15 protein-coding genes and 1 riboswitch are annotated in these 19,521 nt (G+C 60.7%); of the genes, 3 read left to right on the top strand and 12 right to left on the bottom strand.

The genetic code is table 11. The features are described from left to right. Positions 1–14: 14 nt before the first annotated feature. On the top strand, positions 15–1,787 hold the full coding sequence (locus ACA052_RS02400) for a cyclic-di-GMP receptor FimW-related protein (protein ID WP_497648237.1): 1,773 nt from the start codon (positions 15–17) through the stop codon (positions 1,785–1,787). A 95-nt stretch (positions 1,788–1,882) separates the two neighbouring features. Here ACA052_RS02400 and serB read toward each other — a convergent pair whose 3' ends face one another. Next, positions 1,883–3,097 carry a phosphoserine phosphatase SerB gene (gene serB / locus ACA052_RS02395; protein ID WP_497648236.1) on the bottom strand — a complete coding sequence of 405 codons (1,215 nt, stop codon included), beginning with the start codon at positions 3,095–3,097 and terminating at the stop codon, positions 1,883–1,885. A 135-nt stretch (positions 3,098–3,232) separates the two neighbouring features. Between serB and ACA052_RS02390 the strand changes: the two genes are divergently transcribed. Then, complete coding sequence (locus ACA052_RS02390; protein WP_497648235.1) at positions 3,233–4,756, top strand: AhpA/YtjB family protein; 1,524 nt, start codon at positions 3,233–3,235, stop codon at positions 4,754–4,756. Positions 4,757–5,010: 254 nt separating this feature from the next. Here the strand turns inward: ACA052_RS02390 and ACA052_RS02385 are convergent, their stop codons facing one another. The 9 genes from ACA052_RS02385 to ACA052_RS02345 form a co-directional block, all read right to left on the bottom strand. After that, entirely contained in the window at positions 5,011–5,724 is a 714-nt protein-coding gene (locus ACA052_RS02385; protein WP_497648234.1) for a PqiC family protein, read from the bottom strand. 176 nt (positions 5,725–5,900) lie between these two features. Next, the gene (parC, locus tag ACA052_RS02380; RefSeq protein WP_497648233.1) at positions 5,901–8,168 is read right to left on the bottom strand and encodes a DNA topoisomerase IV subunit A; all 2,268 of its coding nucleotides are present in this window, start codon (positions 8,166–8,168) and stop codon (positions 5,901–5,903) included. A 7-nt stretch (positions 8,169–8,175) separates the two neighbouring features. Continuing rightward, on the bottom strand, positions 8,176–8,700 hold the full coding sequence (locus ACA052_RS02375) for a retropepsin-like aspartic protease family protein (RefSeq protein ID WP_497648232.1): 525 nt from the start codon (positions 8,698–8,700) through the stop codon (positions 8,176–8,178). Then, positions 8,697–9,686 carry an esterase-like activity of phytase family protein gene (locus ACA052_RS02370; RefSeq protein ID WP_497648231.1) on the bottom strand — a complete coding sequence of 330 codons (990 nt, stop codon included), beginning with the start codon at positions 9,684–9,686 and terminating at the stop codon, positions 8,697–8,699. The genes ACA052_RS02375 and ACA052_RS02370 overlap by 4 nt, the downstream gene beginning before the upstream one ends. Then, the gene (gene parE, locus ACA052_RS02365; RefSeq protein ID WP_497648230.1) at positions 9,686–11,590 is read right to left on the bottom strand and encodes a DNA topoisomerase IV subunit B; all 1,905 of its coding nucleotides are present in this window, start codon (positions 11,588–11,590) and stop codon (positions 9,686–9,688) included. The genes ACA052_RS02370 and parE overlap by 1 nt, the downstream gene beginning before the upstream one ends. Positions 11,591–11,644: 54 nt before the next feature. After that, complete coding sequence (locus tag ACA052_RS02360; RefSeq protein ID WP_497648229.1) at positions 11,645–12,253, bottom strand: YqiA/YcfP family alpha/beta fold hydrolase; 609 nt, start codon at positions 12,251–12,253, stop codon at positions 11,645–11,647. A gap of 605 nt (positions 12,254–12,858) precedes the next feature. Then, positions 12,859–13,674, bottom strand: coding sequence for a 3',5'-cyclic-AMP phosphodiesterase (cpdA, locus tag ACA052_RS02355; RefSeq protein ID WP_497648228.1), 816 nt, complete (start codon positions 13,672–13,674; stop codon positions 12,859–12,861). 98 nt (positions 13,675–13,772) lie between these two features. Continuing rightward, positions 13,773–14,225: a DUF1249 domain-containing protein gene (locus tag ACA052_RS02350; RefSeq protein ID WP_095127423.1), complete on the bottom strand. Its 453-nt coding sequence runs from the start codon at positions 14,223–14,225 to the stop codon at positions 13,773–13,775. Further along, positions 14,216–14,833 carry an NUDIX domain-containing protein gene (locus tag ACA052_RS02345; RefSeq protein ID WP_497648227.1) on the bottom strand — a complete coding sequence of 206 codons (618 nt, stop codon included), beginning with the start codon at positions 14,831–14,833 and terminating at the stop codon, positions 14,216–14,218. Before ACA052_RS02345 ends, ACA052_RS02350 begins: the two co-directional genes overlap by 10 nt. Positions 14,834–15,039: 206 nt before the next feature. Here ACA052_RS02345 and ACA052_RS02340 point away from each other — a divergent pair, with 206 nt between their 5' ends. After that, entirely contained in the window at positions 15,040–15,786 is a 747-nt protein-coding gene (locus ACA052_RS02340) for an RsiV family protein (RefSeq protein WP_497648226.1), read from the top strand. Here the strand turns inward: ACA052_RS02340 and cytX are convergent. Both cytX and thiC read right to left on the bottom strand, forming a co-directional pair. Further along, complete coding sequence (cytX, locus tag ACA052_RS02335) at positions 15,755–17,047, bottom strand: putative hydroxymethylpyrimidine transporter CytX (RefSeq protein ID WP_497648225.1); 1,293 nt, start codon at positions 17,045–17,047, stop codon at positions 15,755–15,757. The genes ACA052_RS02340 and cytX overlap by 32 nt on opposite strands. A gap of 191 nt (positions 17,048–17,238) precedes the next feature. After that, entirely contained in the window at positions 17,239–19,128 is a 1,890-nt protein-coding gene (thiC, locus tag ACA052_RS02330; RefSeq protein WP_497648224.1) for a phosphomethylpyrimidine synthase ThiC, read from the bottom strand. Between the two features lie 168 nt (positions 19,129–19,296). Beyond that, positions 19,297–19,402, bottom strand: a riboswitch (TPP riboswitch). Positions 19,403–19,521 lie beyond the last annotated feature (119 nt).

Genomic DNA, 19,521 nt, shown 5'->3' with positions numbered 1-19,521 from the left:
GCTATGGTTTTGGCATGAATGAGAACAGTCCACACCTATTGTTACGCGCTCCGATCCCGACGCAGTTGCGCCTGTCATTCTGCGAAGCCACCCCGCGCGACCTGAAGCGCTGGATCGCCAACCTACCCAAAGCCAACCTCGGCGAAACCGCTCGCCAGCTCTATCAAGGCTTGAGCGAACTCAACCAACTGCTCACACCCAGCGAAAATCGTCTGCAACTGCTCGAACTGCTGCGGCCCGAGGTGTATTACGTCTGCAAACACCTGGAACGGCATTTCCTGCATCAGGCGATTGTCCTCGACGAACGCTCACGCAAAATCGCCAACCTCTGCCAGGCCCTGCAAAGTCACCTGGCGATCGGCTACAAGCAGATTGTCGTGCGCATCACCCCGCGTTTCAGCAAGGACCGCGCGCCGCTGCTGAGCCAGGCGTTGCAACGGGCGATCCACTGCCTTAACGGCCCGCTGATTCGCTCAACCGAACTCTATTGTCCGGTGCCCGAAGGTCTATGGCTGGAACTGCATCAGCTGTATCGAATTGCCTGCGCGCATCGCCTCCAGCACTTGAGCCTGCGCGATGAGCTCGCCAGTCAGACGCAGACCATGAGCATCGAACAGACCTACGTCGTCGCCCTGCTCCTGGGTGCCTCACGCAGCAATCAACTGCGCCAGAACCAGATCGCACGGGTGGCCGAGGTACTGGAGCCCTGGAGCCAATGGATCAAGTTGCAACCCGGCAAACCCGCCGATGGACTGTTTGCCGTCGCGCCGGACCTCGACACCGGGCCGCGATACCGCACCAAGTTCCGCGCAGAGCAGCAGGAAAGCCTGCTGGGCATCGATCCGCAGGCACTGGTCGAGGCCATCGAAGCGCATCTACAGAAAGCGGACAGCGCATCGCCGTTGCCCGTGCCGACGGGCTTGAACCTGGACACGCTGCAACACCTGCACGCCGCTTGGGGCCAGACGGCCGAACGCAGCTTCCAGCGCACCGTCGGGCAAGGCTCGTTGACATTGTGTGTGGGGATGAGCGCGCTGCATTTTTATCTGGGCGGGCAGCGCTCGTTCAGCGACATTCTGAAAAACCCGGCCACCCGGACGGCACAATTCTCGGCGACAGCACCGACAGGCCGGGAACAGGACCAATGGCGCCATGCCTTTGATGCAGCGCCCCACGGCAACGCGGACGCCTTGCTGCCTTACGAAGAAATCGAATACCCGCAGCTGCAGAGCGATGACAGCCATGAGGCGTCCGACCGCAACCGGCAATTTGCGAAGTACGTCCTGCCGGTGATCAATCACAGCCCCGGCGGCTATTGCCTGGCGTGGCTATCGGATGTGCCCGCCGAGCTGCAAGCCGGCGAAATGGTCGGCATCGAGGACTCCGGCGGCCTTGGGTGGAGCATCGCGGTGGTGCGCTGGATTCGTCAGGTACGCGGCGGTGGCACGCAAATGGGTATCGAACAGGTCGCGCCTTATGCCGAGCCCTGCGGCCTGCAACTCGTGCGCACCCGGGATGACCACAGCCAGTATCTGCGCGGCCTCTTACTGCCGGCCATCAGCGCAATAGACCTGCCGGCCACCCTGCTCGCGCCGCGCCTGCCCTTCCAGGAAGGCAACAAGGTGATGATCAACACCAATGGCGAGGAACGTCGGGCCGGGCTGGATCGACGGGTGGCGAGCACCAACAGCTTTAACCAGTTTGCCTATCGCCCGCTGGGGAACGTGAGCAGTGGGGCTGGGGCTGGGGCTGAAGATGACTTTGATTCGTTGTGGAAGTCGCTTTGACCTCTAAAGCAAAAGATCGCAGCCTTCGGCAGCTCCTACAGGGGAACGCATTCCAACTGTAGGAGCTGCCGCAGGCTGCGATCTTTTGATCTTAATCAGAGCTGCCCGTCGCGATCCCGGAAGCCCAACAGATACAGCACGCCATCCAGCCCAAGGGTCGAAATCGCCTGCTTCGCCGATTGCTTCACCAACGGCTTGGCACGGAACGCCACGCCCAACCCGGCAATCGCCAGCATCGGCAGATCGTTGGCACCGTCGCCGACTGCGATGGTCTGCTCCAGGCGCAAGCCTTCCTTGTGGGCCAGTTCACGCAGCAGATCCGCCTTGCGTTGCGCATCGACAATCGGCTCGACCGCGACCCCGGTGACCTTGCCGTCGACCACTTCCAGTTCGTTGGCGAACACATAGTCGATGCCCAACTTGGCCTGCAATTGCTTGGCGAAGTAGGTAAACCCGCCGGACAGGATCGCGGTCTTGTAGCCCAGACGCTTGAGTTCGGCAAACAGCGTTTCAGCGCCTTCGGTCAGACGCAACGAGGCGCCAATCGAATCCAGCACGCTGACGTCCAGCCCTTTCAACAAGGCCAGGCGCTCCTTGAAGCTGGCGCGGAAATCCAGCTCCCCGGCCATGGCGCGCTCGGTGATTTCGGACACCTGCTCACCCACGCCGGCAGCCTTGGCCAGTTCGTCGATGACTTCGGCTTCGATCAGCGTCGAATCCATGTCGAATACCGCCAGGCGCCGGTTGCGACGGAACAGCGAATCTTCCTGGAAGGCGATGTCGACATTCAATTCCTGGGCAACGCTGAGGAACTCGGCCCGCAACGCTTGCGGATCCGCCGCTTCGCCACGCACGGAAAACTCGATGCAGCCTTTGCCCTGATCGGCCGGCGTGTCGAGCGGCATGCGCCCGGACAGGCGATCGATGTGATCGATGTTCAAGCCGTATTTGGCAGTGATCGAGCTCACGGCCTGCAATTGGCCCGCCGTCACTTTGCGGGTCAACAGGGTGACGATGTGGCGTTTTTTGCCCTGGTTGCCGACCCATTGCTGGTAGTCCTCTTCGGACACCGGCGTGAAACGCACCTGCTGATCGAGCTTGTAAGCCGTGAACAGGATGTCCTTGAGCACCGACTTGCCTTGCTCGGTATCAGGAATTTCAACCAGGATGCCGAACGACAGGGTGTCGTGGATCACCGCCTGGCCGATGTCGAGAATGTTCACACCACCCTGGGCCAGAACGCCGGTAATGGCCGCAGTCAGACCCGGACGGTCGACTCCCGTGATGTTTATCAGGACGATTTCGCGCAAGGCGCACCCCCGCAGGTGGAAAAAAACCGCATTCTACCCACTTTCAGTGACCATCGGGCACCGTGAGCGCTTTGCCGGCCTAGGGCCTATCGCTATACTGCGCGTCAACTTCACGGACAAAAGAGCCGAGCTCAAGTGAACCGGCCCACGCCAGTAAAAACCGACAACTTCTTTCTGCTGATCTTCCGGGCACTGCGCCATCGCCGTGTACCGATTGCATTGCGCATCGCCAGCCATAACGTGATCCTGGTCGCACTGGCCCTGGTGATCTACGCCTGTGTGATGGGTTTGCAGTTCAAGCAGGCCATGCACGAGCAGGCAGATGCGCTGGGCGAAAGCCTGACCACGCAGACGGCCACCTCGGCCACCGAGCTATTGGTGTCCAACGACATCCTTAGCCTGAACGTGCTGCTCAATAACCTGACCAAAAACAAGCTGGTGGCCCACGCGGCTATCTATAGCGTGGATAACCGCATCCTCGCCGAAGCGGGTCAGCGTCCCAAGCACAGCCTGCTGGGCGAAGCCGAGGGCATGTACCAGAGCAAGATCACGTTCCAGGACGTGACCGCCGGGCAACTGCGCATCAGCCTCGACATGGATCAATTCCAGCAGCCGATGACCATCAGCCTGCAAAGCATGGGCATTTTGAGCGCAATCCTGCTGGCCTTGTCCCTGGCCTTGAGCCTGCGCCTGGGTCGGCACATCTCCACGCCGCTCATGCAATTGCGCGTATGGCTGCGCAATATCGACGAGTTCACCCCGGCCACCGAGCGTCAGGATGAAATCGGCGACCTGGCTCGCCAGCTGCACGCCAATTTCGCGCCGGAACCGGCCGAGCCGGAGCCCGTGCCGGAACCTGAGTTCGACGACGTCGATTACGACGATGCGGAACCGGGCTTCGAAGTGCGCAACCTGCGGGACCCAAGCTTCGACGAAAGCCGTCCGATGGCCGCAATGAAGCCTGCGCCACGGCACGTTGTCAGCACTGTCGAAGACGACGATGACGAAGATCCATTTGCCGACCTGCGCGATGACTCGGGCGACAGCGCGCCAAAACCGGCCGCGCGACCGATTGCCTCGAACGTGCCGCAGCACAGTGCGGTCCTGGCCGTGCAGCTGGGTTCCCAGGAGCAACTGCGGCGCCTGCCCCGCACGCGCCTGGAAGAACTGCTTAAACGTTATCGCGATTGCCTCGACCAGGCGGCTTCGCTGTACGAGAGCGAGCTGCACACCTTGAACGATGGCAGCACGTTGATGCTGTTCCACTCCGAAGACAGCGGCGACGACTACCTGACCAATGCCATTTGCTGCGGTGAGTTGCTGCGAGCGCTGGGCCATCAGTTGCAGATCGAAGTCGCGGACAGCGGGATTACCCTGCAATTGCAACTGGGCCTGACCCTCGGTGACGATCTGTTCGGCCTGAGCCAGATCGACTTGTTGCTGACCGACACAGCCCAAGATGCCCTGGCCTTGTCACAACACAGCCGCAACCTGCTGCTGGTGGAGCGCAAGATCAACGACGACCCGCTGATTCGCCAGCGTGCGCGGATCCGTCCGATTGCCAGCCCTGAAGGTGCTTGCTGCGTGGAGCGGTTGATGGAGCCTTATCCGTCGATGCTGGAGCGGCAACTGGCGCGGATGCATGAGCGTCGGGCGTAGGAGCCGCCGAAGGCTGCGATCTTTTGGCTTCTGAATAAAAAAGCCCGCAGATGATCACTCGTCTGCGGGCTTTTTTGTTGCCTGTCCCGGCCCTTTCGCGAGCAGGCTCGCTCCCACAAGGGATCTCGGCTACCCACACGTCCACTGTGGGAGCGAGCCTGCTCGCGAAAGGGCCGGGACATTCAGTGGAGATCCAGCCTGCAGAAACAACAAAGCCCGCATCAATGCGGGCTTTGTGTTGGATCAATCCAGATTCAGAACCTGAACACTTCCATATCCGTACGGATTGGCGAAGCCATCGGAATCTTCGGTTGTTTGTCCTGTTCCGCCGCAGGCGCCACCGGCTTGGCCGCCGGTTTGCGCGGTGCTTCGGCAATCGGCGGCTGATTGGCCAGCGGCTTGAGCGCCACCGACAATTGCTCCGCCAGACGCTGTAACAATATGCCCTGCGCCTGAACCTGAGCCGCCGTACCGCCAGCGTGCTGTTCCTGCAAATGAATGATGCGGTTATCGCGAACCTGACCACGACGGTCGATCAGACGCCACTGCGCATCAAGGATCGCCGGTTGCAGTTCACCCGAGTCCAGGCGCGTGATGGTCAGCAAAACCTGAACATCCGGCGCAAAGCCCAACGTCGCCGGCGCCAGCACCACACGCTGGCTGTCCAGGTGACCGGCTACCTGACGCAACAACAGCTGATCGATATCGGAAGACAGGCTACCCGCCCAACGACCATCGGTAGCCGCTTGCAGGCTGCCATCCGGCTGACGCTGCAACAGCGTTTCGCGTTGCAGGTAATCGGCGACCGTTACCGGGCCCAGCAATACGGCCATGCCAGCGCTCTGCGCAGGCTGAACCGGACTTCCGCTGTCCAGCTGATACAGCGACACCGGCTGGTGAACGCTGCAACCCGCCAGGCCAAGAACGCCAGCGAGCATCAAAATAAAAGGAAGGCGCAGAGCAGTCATCGTCCCATCCAGGTGGTTGCCACAAGGCTAACCACAGTGAAAATACTCAATAAATATGAAGAACGCTCGGCCACGCCGGCGCTTGAAAGGCCATATCATCCGTGAATATGCGTTCCGACTCCAGCGCCAATGCGTCGATCTACGCGTTAAATCGTAGATCGAGCGCTCTAGGACGCTTAATTGAGGTTTTCGACGAGCAGCGCATCCACCCGCTGAAAGCCACGTGGCAGTTTGTTGCCACGACGCCCACGCTCACCTTTGTAGTGTTCGAGGTCGTCCGCTTTCAGTGACAAGGTACGTTTTCCGGCCTGAAGCACCAACGTGGCGCCTTCCGGCAGTACCGCGATGTCCGTGACGTATTCTTCGCGACTGGCCACACGCTCACCGGAGATCCCGATGATCTTGTTGCCTTTGCCCTTACCTAATTGTGGCAGGTCGCTGATCTTGAAGATCAACAGGCGACCTTCGGTCGTTACCGAAGCCAGCCAGTTGTTCTCGCGATCGGCCACCGGACGCGGCAGGATGACTTTGGAGTTGTTCGGCAGGCTCAGCAGGGCTTTACCGGCCTTGTTCTTGGCCTGGAAGTCTTCACCCTTGACCACAAAACCGTAACCGGCGTCGGAGGCGATCACATACAGCGAATCGTCTTCCGGCATCAACACGCACTCGAAAGTTGCGCCTGGTGGCGGCGTCAGCCGACCGGTCAACGGTTCGCCCTGGCCACGGGCCGATGGCAGCGTGTGCGCGGCCACGGAATAGCTGCGTCCGGTGGAATCGATAAACACCGCAAACTGGTTGGAGCGACCCGCCGCCAAGGCTTTGAAACCATCCCCGGCCTTGTAGGAAAGCCCGGTGGCGTCGATTTCGTGACCTTTGGCTGAGCGCACCCAGCCTTTTTCCGACAGCACGACACTCACCTTCTCGTTCGGCAGCAGATCGTGCTCGGTCAAGGCCTTGGCCTCGGTACGCTCGACGATCGGTGAACGACGATCGTCGCCGTACGTTTCGGCGTCCTTGATCAGCTCGGTGCGCACCAGTTTTTTCAGCTTGGCTTCGCTGCCCAGCAGGGCTTGCAGCTTGGCTTGTTCCTTGAGCAGTTCATCCTGCTCGGCACGCAGCTTCATTTCTTCCAGCCGCGCCAACTGACGCAAACGGGTGTCGAGGATGTAGTCGGCCTGGATTTCGCTCAGGGCGAAACGGGCAATGAGCGCGGCTTTAGGGTGTTCCTCAGTGCGGATGATGTGGATCACTTCATCCAGATTGAGGTAGGCAATCAACAAACCGTCCAACAAGTGCAGGCGACGCTCAACCTTGTCGAGACGGAACTGCAGGCGACGCCGCACGGTGTTGACGCGGAATTCCAGCCATTCGACCAGCAATGCCCGCAGGTTTTTCAACTGCGGTTTGCCGTCCAGACCGATGATGTTGATGTTGACCCGGTAGCTCGACTCCAGCTCCGTACTGGCGAACAGGTGTTGCATCAGCGCATCGTGGTCAAAGTTCTTGCGCGCGCCCGGAATGATCACGATCCGGCACGGGTTTTCATGGTCGGACTCGTCGCGCAGATCAGCAATCTGCGGGGCTTTGGACGGTTTGGCCTGCATCATCGCGGCGATCTGTTCCAGCACCTTGGCACCGGAAACCTGATGTGGCAGCGCGGTGACGATGATGTCGCCGTCTTCGATGTGGTACACGGCGCGCATTCGCACCGAGCCCTTGCCGGTTTCGTAGATTTTCAGCAGGTCGGCGCGCGGGGTGATGATTTCCGCTTCGGTCGGGTAATCCGGGCCCTGGATGTGTTCACAGAGCTGTTCGACCGTGGCTTTTGGCTCATCGAGCAAACGCACGCAAGCGGTGGCGACTTCGCGCAGGTTGTGCGGCGGTACGTCGGTGGCCATGCCCACGGCGATGCCGGTGGTGCCGTTGAGCAGGATGTTCGGCAAACGCGCCGGCAACACCAGCGGCTCGTCGAGGGTGCCGTCGAAGTTCGGACCCCAGTCCGCGGTGCCCTGGCCCAGTTCGCTGAGCAGCACTTCGGAATAACGCGACAGCCGTGCTTCGGTGTAACGCATGGCGGCGAAGGACTTGGGATCATCCGGCGCACCCCAGTTACCCTGGCCGTCGACCAGCGTGTAGCGGTAGCTGAACGGCTGGGCCATCAGGACCATGGCTTCGTAGCAGGCCGAGTCGCCGTGCGGGTGGAACTTACCGAGCACGTCGCCGACGGTACGCGCCGACTTCTTGTGCTTGGAATCGGCGTCCAGCCCCAACTCGCTCATCGCATAGATGATGCGTCGCTGTACCGGTTTCAGGCCGTCGCCGATATGCGGCAAGGCACGGTCCATGATCACGTACATGGAGTAGTTGAGGTAGGCATTTTCGGTGAAGTCAGCCAGTGACCGGCGTTCTACACCGTCCAGGCTGAGATCAAGGGAGTCGCTCATGCGGGCCTCATCGGTTCGTTGTCTGGCGCAGCAGCATGGTGCCACCGCGCTGGGTAAATTCAAGTTTGTTCAGCGCGCTCATACCGAGCAGCACTTGATTGCCATCCAGGCCGAGCGCGACCAGTGCGCGAACATCACGCAGCACAATGTCGCCCACCTGCAGCCGGTCGATGCGGGTTCGATAACCCTGGCTAAGTCCGTTGGCGGTACTCAAGGTCACCCCGAAGCCCTCCTCCAACTTTAGCCGTTCGGCCAGACTGGCCGGGATAGACACATCCGTCGCCCCGGTATCGAGCATGAAATCCACCGGCTGGCCATTGATATGACCGCTGGCGACAAAGTGTCCCTGATGGTTGCTGACCAGTTTCACTTCGATAAAACCTTCGCCCTGTTCCGAGCTGACGACAACGTTGGGATTCTGCTGACGCGCTTCCCAGTCGGCAAAAAACCGCGTCGCCAGAAACAACGCGGCGCACCAGGCCAACACCATGAATACCCGACCGGCGCGCTGGCCCGGCGTTTGCGGCGTCATGGCCTGGCGCTCCAGCCACCTTCAGGCGCGGCGAAACGCCAGACGATCGGGCGGATCTCGCCATCGGCGCGGGCACCGTCGTTGTTGTCGATGCCGACCCAGGCGCCGTCGGCGTCCACGATCAGCGCTTCTGCCAGGCCATACGCCTGTGCATAACGACGATTTTCCTGCAACGCCTCGTCGGCAAACGACCAGCAACGCTCGACCTTGGCCGTTACCGCGTCACGGCGACATATCTGAAACGCATTGCGTTCAAGGGTGAACAGCTTGCCATTGAACAACGACAGATCGGCAAAATCCCGAGAGACCGCCCTGGCCTTGGGAAACTGCGCCGGCTGCATTTCCAACCCGGCCTCGCTCAGCAGCACACAGCCGCCGTCGCAATCCCAGACGGTTTGCTTGCGCTTGATCAGCAATAGACCCCGGCGTTCACGCTCGGCCGCCAACCAAAGCTGGTCACCGGCCGGATTGATCGCCAGCCCTTCGAACAATGCATTGAAGTGCAACAGCATGCCACTGGCCCGCGCTTCGCGAACCAGCATCGGCGAGATTTTCAGCCAGGACGCAGGCCCGACCAGCGGCACCTGCAACACGGCGGCATGGGACTCGCTGACAATGTAGCGATTACCGGCGCCGTCGCAGGTGATGCCTTCGAAATCCAGATCGCCGCCCCGCACGAACGACGCCGCCCAGGTGCGCGAGCGCAAGCCCCACGGCAACCCGCTGTCAGGCACCAACGGCACACCGATGCGCACGGTTTCGGCCTGCCAGGTGTTTTCGCGGGTGTCGAGGCGGTAGATCTGATCATCATCGCGATCAGAAACCGTCCACAAGTCCTTGCCGCACTGGGCCAGCCCGGACAGGTTGCCGCCGCGCATGCCGTCAACCGGATGCTCGGACAACAGGCGCAACTCCGGGGCAGGTTCGGCAAATGCCGAAACCGAGGTCAGGAGTACCGCACACGCCAGGGCAAAGCCAACCCGCATCAGCCAAGAACCTCGGCCAGGTTGCCTTTGGATTCCAGCCAGGATTTACGATCACCGGCGCGTTTCTTCGCCAGCAACATGTCCATCATTTCCGAAGTCGCTTCAAAATCGTCCAGGGTCAGCTGCACCAGGCGCCGCGTGTTCGGGTCCATGGTGGTTTCGCGCAATTGCGGCGGGTTCATTTCACCCAGGCCTTTGAATCGGGTGACCTGCGGTTTGCCGCGTTTCTTCTCGGCCACCAGACGATCAAGGATGCCATCGCGCTCGGCTTCGTCCAGCGCATAATAAATCTCTTTGCCGAGGTCGATGCGGTACAGCGGCGGCATCGCGACGTAGACGTGACCGGCATCCACCAACGGGCGGAAATGCTGGACGAACAGCGCGCACAGCAGCGTGGCGATGTGCAGGCCGTCGGAGTCGGCGTCGGCGAGGATGCAGATTTTGCCGTAGCGCAGCTGGGCGATGTCCGCCGAGCCTGGATCGACCCCGATGGCCACGGCGATGTTGTGCACTTCCTGGCTGGCCAGTACTTCGCTGCCGTCGACTTCCCAGGTGTTCAGAATCTTGCCGCGCAACGGCAGGATCGCTTGAAATTCCTTGTCCCGCGCTTGCTTGGCAGAACCGCCGGCGGAGTCACCTTCCACCAGGAACAGCTCGGAACGCATCGGGTCCTGCCCGGCACAGTCGGCGAGTTTGCCTGGCAGTGCCGGCCCTGCCGTGATGCGTTTGCGCTCGACCTTTTTGCTGGCCTTCAAACGGCGGCCGGCGTTGTTGATCGCCAGTTCCGCCAGCAGCATGCCGGTTTCCGGGTGGGCGTTGAGCCACAGGCTGAACGCGTCCTTGACCACGCCGGAAACAAACGCAGCCGCTTCACGGGACGACAGACGCTCTTTGGTCTGGCCGGAGAATTGCGGCTCCTGCATCTTCATCGACAGCACGAAGGCGATGCGTTCCCAGACGTCTTCCGGCGCCAGTTTCACGCCGCGCGGCAGCAGGCTGCGGAATTCACAAAACTCGCGCATCGCATCGAGCAAACCCTGACGCAGACCGTTGACGTGGGTACCACCCTGCGCCGTCGGGATCAGGTTGACGTAGCTTTCCTGCACGCTGTCGCCACCTTCCGGCAGCCACAGCAGCGCCCAGTCGACCGCTTCTTTATTACCGGCCAGGCTGCCGCAGAACGGCTCGTCCGGCAGGCGTTCGAATTCGCTGACCGCGTCCACCAGGTAGGAGCGCAGGCCGTCTTCGTAATGCCATTCGACTTTCTCGCCGGTGGCCTTGTCTTCAAAACTGACCAGCAGCCCCGGGCACAGAACGGCTTTGGCCTTGAGCACGTGCTTGAGGCGGCTGATGGAGAATTTGGGTGAATCGAAGTATTTCGGGTCCGGCGCGAAGAACACGCTGGTGCCGGTGTTGCGCTTGCCGACCGTGCCGATGACTTCCAGCTCGGTTTTCTTGTAACCGTCGGCGAAGGTCATCTGGTATTCGTTGCCGTCGCGCTTCACGCGCACCCGGACTTCGGTCGACAAGGCGTTGACCACCGAAATACCCACCCCGTGCAGACCGCCGGAGAACTGGTAGTTCTTGTTGGAAAACTTGCCGCCGGCGTGGAGTTTGGTGAGGATCAGCTCGACGCCCGACACACCTTCTTCCGGGTGAATGTCCACCGGCATGCCACGGCCATCATCGCTGACTTCCAGCGAGTGATCGGCGTGCAGGATGACTTGCACCGACGTCGCGTGCCCCGCCAAGGCTTCGTCGACGCTGTTGTCGATGACTTCCTGGGCGAGGTGGTTCGGCCGACTGGTGTCGGTGTACATGCCGGGGCGTTTACGCACCGGGTCGAGGCCCGAGAGGACTTCGATGGCGTCTGCGTTATAAGAGCTAGCGCTGGGAGTGGCCATGGGGTCTCGTCGTCCGCCTTTATAAAAAGTGTTCTGTAAAAAAGAGGCGACGACTCACAGTGCAGTGAAATCGATCGCCTGATACAAATCTGCGCCGATGCCGGCAAAACTCAGCATTGCCGGAAGTTGTACGGCAAAACCCTGGAAACTATGGTCGCCGCCGGCCTGGATACGCAAGGCACAGGCCCGGTAATACTGCTGGGCGAGGCGATAGTCCAGCGTTTCGTCGCCGGTCTGCAACCATACCTGATAGCGCTGCGGATCCTGGGGCGCCGGCACTTCCAGCTCGGCCAGGGCCGTCACATGGTCGTGGGTCAACTCCCAGGCTTCATCGGTATACAGGTTTTTCTGCGTCCCCAGAAACCCGTCGAACATCCGGTGCGGACTGACGGCAGGGTTGATCAACAGGGCCTTGAGGCCATGGCGTTCGGCCAAGTGAGTCGCATAGTAGCCGCCGAGTGAGCTGCCGACCAGCAGTGGCCGGTCCAGCGCTGAAATTGCCTGTTCCAGCTGACCGATGGCCTCGCGTGGATGGTGATGCAAGGCCGGAACGCGCAATTGATCGCTCAAGCCCAGACGCTCCATCACCTGCATCAACTGAGTGGCCTTTTTCGAGGCCGGCGCGCTGTTGAAACCGTGGATGTAGAGGATCGAACCGGACATATGAACTCCCTGCGCGTCGGGTAAAGAGGCGCAGTTTACAGGGTGACGGGGAATCGGGGATATCAGCAAGAATTGGGTCGTCTGTGCGGACGCTATCGCGAGCAGGTTCGCTCCCACAGGAACTTGGGTACAGCTGGGGGGACTGGTCGGCTGGCAGGCCGCCAAGATCAAAAGATCGCAGCCTTCGGCAGCTCCTACAGAGTCAAAGGCGAACGCCCGCTTTTCACCACTCATCAGGCCGAGCGTTAGCTCGCCTGCAGCTCTTGATCTTGATCCACCCGCCCCTTCGGGAGGCTGAGTGGAGGTGTTCATCCGGGGAGTGGCGCGCAGCGCCGTTCGACGCAGTCGAACACGCTGCATGTAGGTCGTCGCGAAGCAGACCGGAGGGCAGTGTCCCCGGATGGATACCGGAGCGAAGGAACGCCGAGCCTTAGCGAGGGGCCGGACGCTCGGGGCGAGCCTTTTTTTGCTTACTTTTTTTTGGCGTTTGAAAAAAAAGTGAGTCGCCGTCAGGGCGAAACCGTCAGCGGCCGTTACCGCAGAAATGGATATGTACCCGGTCAACCACAACATGGTCGGCTCGCAGGCCGCCAAGTTCACAACCGTCAGTAACCGTTAGAGCCGTAATCGACCTGGAAGTCGAAGCCGGTAACGCGTTCCACGCCGGTGTCGAGCTGGCCATCCGGCAACAGCCGCAACCAGCGATAGCCCGGCGCCTGCTCACTCACCCTGAAATCCTCACTCCCCGGCTCGAACTGAATGCAGGTCGACGGCGACGCGATCAGGCGCACGCCATTGCGATCCTCGTCGATCTCCTGATGCACATGCCCCCACAACACAGCACGCACCTGCGGAAAGCGATCCAGCACCGCAAACAAGGCTTCTGGATTACGCAACCCAATCGGCTCCATCCACGCACAGCCAATCGACACCGGATGATGGTGAAAACACACCAGGTGATGCCGTTCCGGCGCTTCGCTCAGCGAACGGGCCAGTAACTGCAGCTGCTCATCCTGCAAATACCCCGGCACCGAACCCGGCACCGCCGAGTCGAGCAACGTCACCCGCCAGTTGCCGACATCCACCACCGGCTCCAGCAACGCACTCTGCACAGCGGCTTCGGCCATGACTTGCGGCTCATCGTGATTACCCGGAATCCACCGCGCCGGCGCATCGAGCTGTCGCGTCAGGTCGCGAAACTGCTGGTACGACTCCAGCGTCCCGTCTTGAGACAGATCACCGCTGGCAATGATCAGGTCAATCTTCGGCTGCTGCACCCGCACCAACTCGATGACCTTTTGCAGGCTGTCGCGGGTATTCATGCCCAGCAGCGTACCGTCCGCCTCGGCAAACAGATGACTGTCGGACAGTTGCACCAGCAACGCCGAATCGGCGGTAGTCAATGTGGATACGCTCGGCAAGGCGTTCTCCCAAGGCTGAATCTAGGGATGGATGAGTGCCGCAATTATGCTGGGGGACGATCAAAAGGGGAAACCTGTGAACCTGACGCAGTTCACATCTATCGAACGACGGCGTACTCATGCCCACACGCCAGGCAATGGCTCAGCCATTCGCCCAGGAACATGTTCAGCTGGGCCTTTTCGTCCGGCTGGTGCATCGAGGCGTTCGGGTAAGGGTAGATGCCGCGAAAGCGTCGTGCATGCTCAGCGCTGACCACTTCGGCCATGCACGCGTCGTGATAGACCTGAACTTCCAGTTGCGGCACTGGCAGCCACGGCAGGCTGTGTTCCTGGCGCACTAGCAGGGTCGTGGTGTACGGACAGACCTGCAGCACTTCCAGCGCCAGCACGCCAAGCATCTGGTCGCCGTGGGTGACGGCGATGCGCCGCGCCTCTGGCTCGTTACGCATGTCTGGCAGCAGCCGCATCAGGCGCGCGTAGTTCGCCTCGCAGGACGCTTGCAGCCCTACGAGGTCGACCCGATAGCGATCGCGCAGCTTGTTTACGACCATAACCCCCTCACTTCAGCGCGGTTCAAAGCTAACCATTGCAAGGCAATGATGCTGGCCGCGTTGGCAATTCGTCCGTCGCGTACGGCCTGCAAGGCATCTTCGAACGCCCAGACCGTGACGCGGATATCTTCTGCTTCTTCCTCCAGCCCATGCAGGCCGCCGACCCCGGTTGTCTTGCAACGCCCCAGGTACAAATGCACGAATTCACTGCTGCCGCCTGGCGATGGAAAATATTTGATCATCGGCCAGAGCGCCCCGAATACAAGCCCAGCTTCCTCCTGCGCCTCGCGGTGAGCAACTTCTTCCGGTACTTCATCCTTGTCGATCAGACCAGCGACCAGTTCAATCAGCCACGGGTTCTCGGTCTTGCCCATGGCACCGACGCGAAACTGCTCGATCAACACCACTTCGTCGCGCTGCGGATCGTAAGGCAATACGCACACCGCATCATGGCGTACGAACACTTCACGATGAATCTCGCGGCTCATGCCGCCGGCGAACAATTCGTGGCGCAAATGCACGCGATCGAGCTTGTAAAAGCCCTCGTAGCATTTTTCGCGCCGGACGATATCAACGGCGGTCGGAATGGCGCTGGCAAAATCAGTCATGACAATCCTCGTATCTACACCGAGGCTCCAACCTCGACTTCGCGCCATCCTAACGCGCTCTCGGCGTTTGATGCAGCCCCTTTCCCGTCAGCGGGATAGACGGTGAGGGCGAAACCAACTCTAATTAGCTTAGTGGCGAACTGACTGCTTCGTTGAGAGTCGAAGCGGATAACTTTTCGCCTTTCCCTGTTTTATGAAGGACGCCCATGTCGCTTTTTAAAATCGCCTCCATGGCCGCAATCGCCCTGACCCTGGGCGCTTGCCAGAGCCTGTTCCAGCCCAACTACCGGGCGCCGCTGGAAACTGTCCGCGACGCTTCCGAACAGCTGAAGCCGGGCTGCACCACACCCGACTGCCCGTTGGTGAACATCGATACGCTGCGTTTCCCCGCCGAACCCGCACTGGACGGCATCATCGAAAAACGCCTGCTGCAAATGACCCGTACCTCGCCCGACGCCCCGGTGGCGCCAACGCTGGCCGCTTATCGCGAAGAATTTTTGCGCACCGCCGGCCCGCGCTACAGCAGCTACCTGCAAGCCAAAGTACGCGAGCAGCATGACGGCTTGGTGATCGTTGAGTTTTCCAGCTACCTGGACACCGGCGGTGCGCATGGCACACCGGGCCGCAGCTTCATCAACTATTCGCGCCAGCAGCATAAGGTGTTGACGTTGTCGGACATGTTGCTGCCAGGACAGGAAGAGGCGTTCTGGAAAGCCGCGCAGGTCGCGCACAACAGTTGGCTGATCAGCACCAAGCTCGATCAGGAACCGGAGTTCGTAAAGAGCTGGCCGTTCCAGAAAACCCAGAACGTGGCGCTGACCTATGGCGGGGTGATCCTCAAGTACGAAGTGAGCACCATCGCGCCTTACGCGCTGGGTCACGTCGAGCTGAAGATCCCCTACCCTCGCCTGAACGGCATTCTCAAGCCCGAGCTGTTTCCTGGCCGTAACTGAAAGCCCGACCCAGCACGAGTTGCAGCAGCCCTGCCAGAATCAACGACGGCAGGGTTGCACCGATGTCCGGGTACAGATTCGCCAGCAAGTGATACGTGCTGACCCCGCCCAACCAGGCGAGCAATGCCGGCCAGCGCAATGCGGCTGACGCGACGCGTGCCGAACGCTTGCGCAGGATGAAGTGATCCACCAGCACCACGCCGAACAGCGGCGCAAACACCGAGCCGATCAACAGCAGGAAGTTCTGGTACTGGGCCAACGGCGCCAGGCACGCGATCAGTGTGCAGATCACGCCGATGGCCAGGGCCAGGTGCTCAACTTTCAGGCGCAGCAGAATCCCGCTGGAAACGGCCGCCGAGTGAATATCGGCAAAGGCGTTTTCCGACTCATCCAGCAAGATCAGCAGCAGCGGAATCCCCAGGCCAGCACCGGCCAGCGCCAACAGCAAGGCATTCACTTCACCGCTCGGCGCAAACGCCAGGGTGTAGGCCACGCCGAGGCTCATCAGCCAGAAGTTACCGATGAAGAAGCCCAGCGCCGTACCGCCGAACACGTTTTTCGCACGCTTGCCGAAACGCGAATAGTCGGCAATCAGCGGCAGCCACGACAGCGGCATGGCGATGGCGATGTCGAAACCCACGGCGAACGGCATCGAACCATCACCGGCCTGTGCCCACAACGCGGCCAGATCGGCTTTGGCGAACAGGTTCCAGGTGAGCCAGATGCACGCCGCCAGCAGCAGCCAGATGCCCCACTTGCGCAGGATCTGCCGCACGAATGTCAGCGGACCGCTGACGGCCAGCAACGTTGCCAAGGCGCCGAAAAACAGGGTCCAGAGCAGCGGACTCGACAGCAGGCTGCCTTCGCTGAACGCCCGCGCGCCCAGCAGGCTGGCGGCGTCGCGCATAACGATGATTTCGAACGAGCCCCAACCGATCAGTTGCAGCAGATTGAGCACGGCGGGCAGACTCGCGCCATGTTTGCCGAGGCTGAGTTTGAGCGCGGCCATCGACGACAGGCCGGTGTCGCTGCCGATCACGCCGACGGCGGCCAGCAGCAGAACGCCGACCAGGGTGCCGAGGAAGATCGCCAGCAGCGAGCCGGGCAAGCCCAGGCCTGGCGCGAGCAGTGCGCCGGTCTGCAGCACCATCAGGCCGATGCCGAGGGAGAACCACAGGGAAAACAGATCGCGACCGCCGAAGACACGTTTGTCGATTGGTACGGCGATGTCGGGTGAGTAAGTGCTGGGTTGAATGCTCAAGGGTGTTATCTCAGAGGGACATTTGTTGTTGTGTTGACCACCGATCCCTTGTGGTGAGGGGATTCATCCCCGTTGGGCCGCGTGCGGCCCCAAAACCTGCAACCACGGTGTATCAGTTACACCGCATTTGCAGGATTGCGACTGCTTCGCAGTCGAACGGGGATAAATCCCCTCGCCACAGGGCTACCGAGTCAAACCTTCTTGTACAGCTGACTGCCTTCTTTCTTGAACCGCTCAGCCTGTTCCGCCAATCCCTGGGCGACTTCGGCATCCACCGATTCAATCTTCTGGTTGGCCGCGTATTCGCGGACTTCCTGGGTGATTTTCATCGAGCAGAATTTCGGCCCGCACATGGAGCAGAAGTGCGCGACCTTGGCCGAATCCTTCGGCAGGGTTTCATCGTGATACGAGCGAGCGGTGTCCGGATCCAGGCCCAGGTTGAACTGGTCTTCCCAGCGGAATTCGAAACGCGCCTTGCTCAAGGCATTGTCGCGGATCTGCGCCCCCGGATGACCTTTGGCCAGATCGGCGGCATGCGCGGCGATCTTGTAGGTGATGATCCCGGTCTTCACGTCATCCTTGTTCGGCAGGCCCAAGTGTTCCTTCGGCGTCACGTAGCAGAGCATCGCGCAACCGAACCAGCCGATCATCGCCGCACCAATACCGGAGGTGATGTGGTCGTAGCCCGGTGCGATGTCGGTGGTCAGCGGGCCGAGGGTGTAGAACGGCGCCTCGTCGCAGCACTCGAGCTGCTTGTCCATGTTCTCTTTGATCAACTGCATCGGCACGTGGCCCGGGCCCTCGATCATGGTTTGCACGTCATGCTTCCAGGCGATCTTGGTCAGCTCGCCAAGGGTTTCCAACTCACCGAATTGCGCGGCGTCGTTGGCGTCGGCAATCGAACCCGGACGCAAGCCGTCGCCCAGCGAGAAGCTGACGTCGTAGGCCTTCATGATTTCGCAGATCTCTTCGAAATGCGTGTAGGCGAAGTTTTCCTTGTGGTGCGCCAGGCACCACTTGGCCATGATCGAACCGCCGCGGGACACGATGCCGGTCACGCGCTTGGCGGTCAGCGGCACGTAGCGCAACAGCACGCCAGCATGGATGGTGAAGTAGTCGACGCCTTGCTCGGCCTGCTCGATCAGCGTGTCACGGAACAGCTCCCACGTCAGGTCTTCGGCGGCGCCGCCGACTTTTTCCAGCGCCTGATAAATCGGCACCGTACCGATCGGCACCGGCGAGTTACGGATGATCCACTCGCGGGTTTCATGAATGTGCTTGCCGGTCGACAAGTCCATGATGTTGTCCGCGCCCCAACGAATGCCCCAGGTCAGTTTCGCCACTTCTTCTTCGATGGACGAACCCAAGGCGCTGTTGCCAATGTTGCCGTTGATCTTCACCAGGAAGTTACGGCCGATGATCATCGGTTCCAGTTCGGTGTGGTTGATGTTGGCTGGAATGATCGCGCGACCGCGGGCGATCTCTTCACGGACAAATTCGGGGGTGATGATTTTCGGTACGCTGGCGCCGAAGCTGTAACCGGCGTGTTGCTGATCCAGCAGGCCTGCCGCACGCGCCACTTCGAGCTTCATGTTTTCGCGGATGGCAACGAATTCCATCTCAGGCGTGATGATGCCTTTGCGGGCGTAGTGCATTTGGCTGACATTGCCACCGGCCTTGGAGCGGCGCGGGTTGTTCACGTGGGCGAAACGCAGCTTGGTCAGCTCTGGATCGGCGAGGCGTTCCTTGCCGAAGTTGGAGCTCAGGCCAGGCAGGCGTTCGGTGTCGCCACGGGCTTCGATCCACGGCGAACGCACATCGGCCAAGCCTTTGCGCACATCAATGATGACGTTGGGGTCGGTGTACGGGCCCGAGGTGTCGTACACAACCACCGGCGCGTTGATCTCGCCGCCGAAGTCGGTCGGCGTCACATCGAGGCTGATTTCGCGCATTGGCACGAGGATGTCCGGACGAGAGCCCTGAACATAGATTTTTTGCGAGCGGGTAAATGGCTGAACCGATTGTTGATCGACTTGGGCCGAATCACTCAGGTTCGTAGTGTCTTTTAGTTTTATCGTCATCACGGGCTCTCCAGACAGCATCCAGGCAGTGGAATTTTGTCGGAGCGAACCTGTAACGAATGGACGCGACCAATCAGCCATGACGAAGCCGTTGGTGCTGTGCTCAGTGCTCGAGGGGTGTTCGATTGTCGAACAACATCCCGGACGAAGCACAAGAGGACTCGCCGGGTGACGAGAAATCTTGTTCCCTACGCAGGCGCTAACCTGATCAGGTTCAACGGGATCCGAAATTATTCGATCTCAGCCTCATAGCAAGGCACCCCGACAAGAACCCGGCCAGTCTAGACACAACTGACAAAGAACGCCAACACCGCGGTAAACACCATGATGAATGGCGCAATTAGACGATTGTTGCCGAACGTGTGCGCAACTACACTCGCAACGCCATGCTGT

This window comes from Pseudomonas sp. LBUM1644 (assembly GCF_059716195.1).
This window is presented reverse-complemented; position numbering and strand designations above follow the sequence as displayed.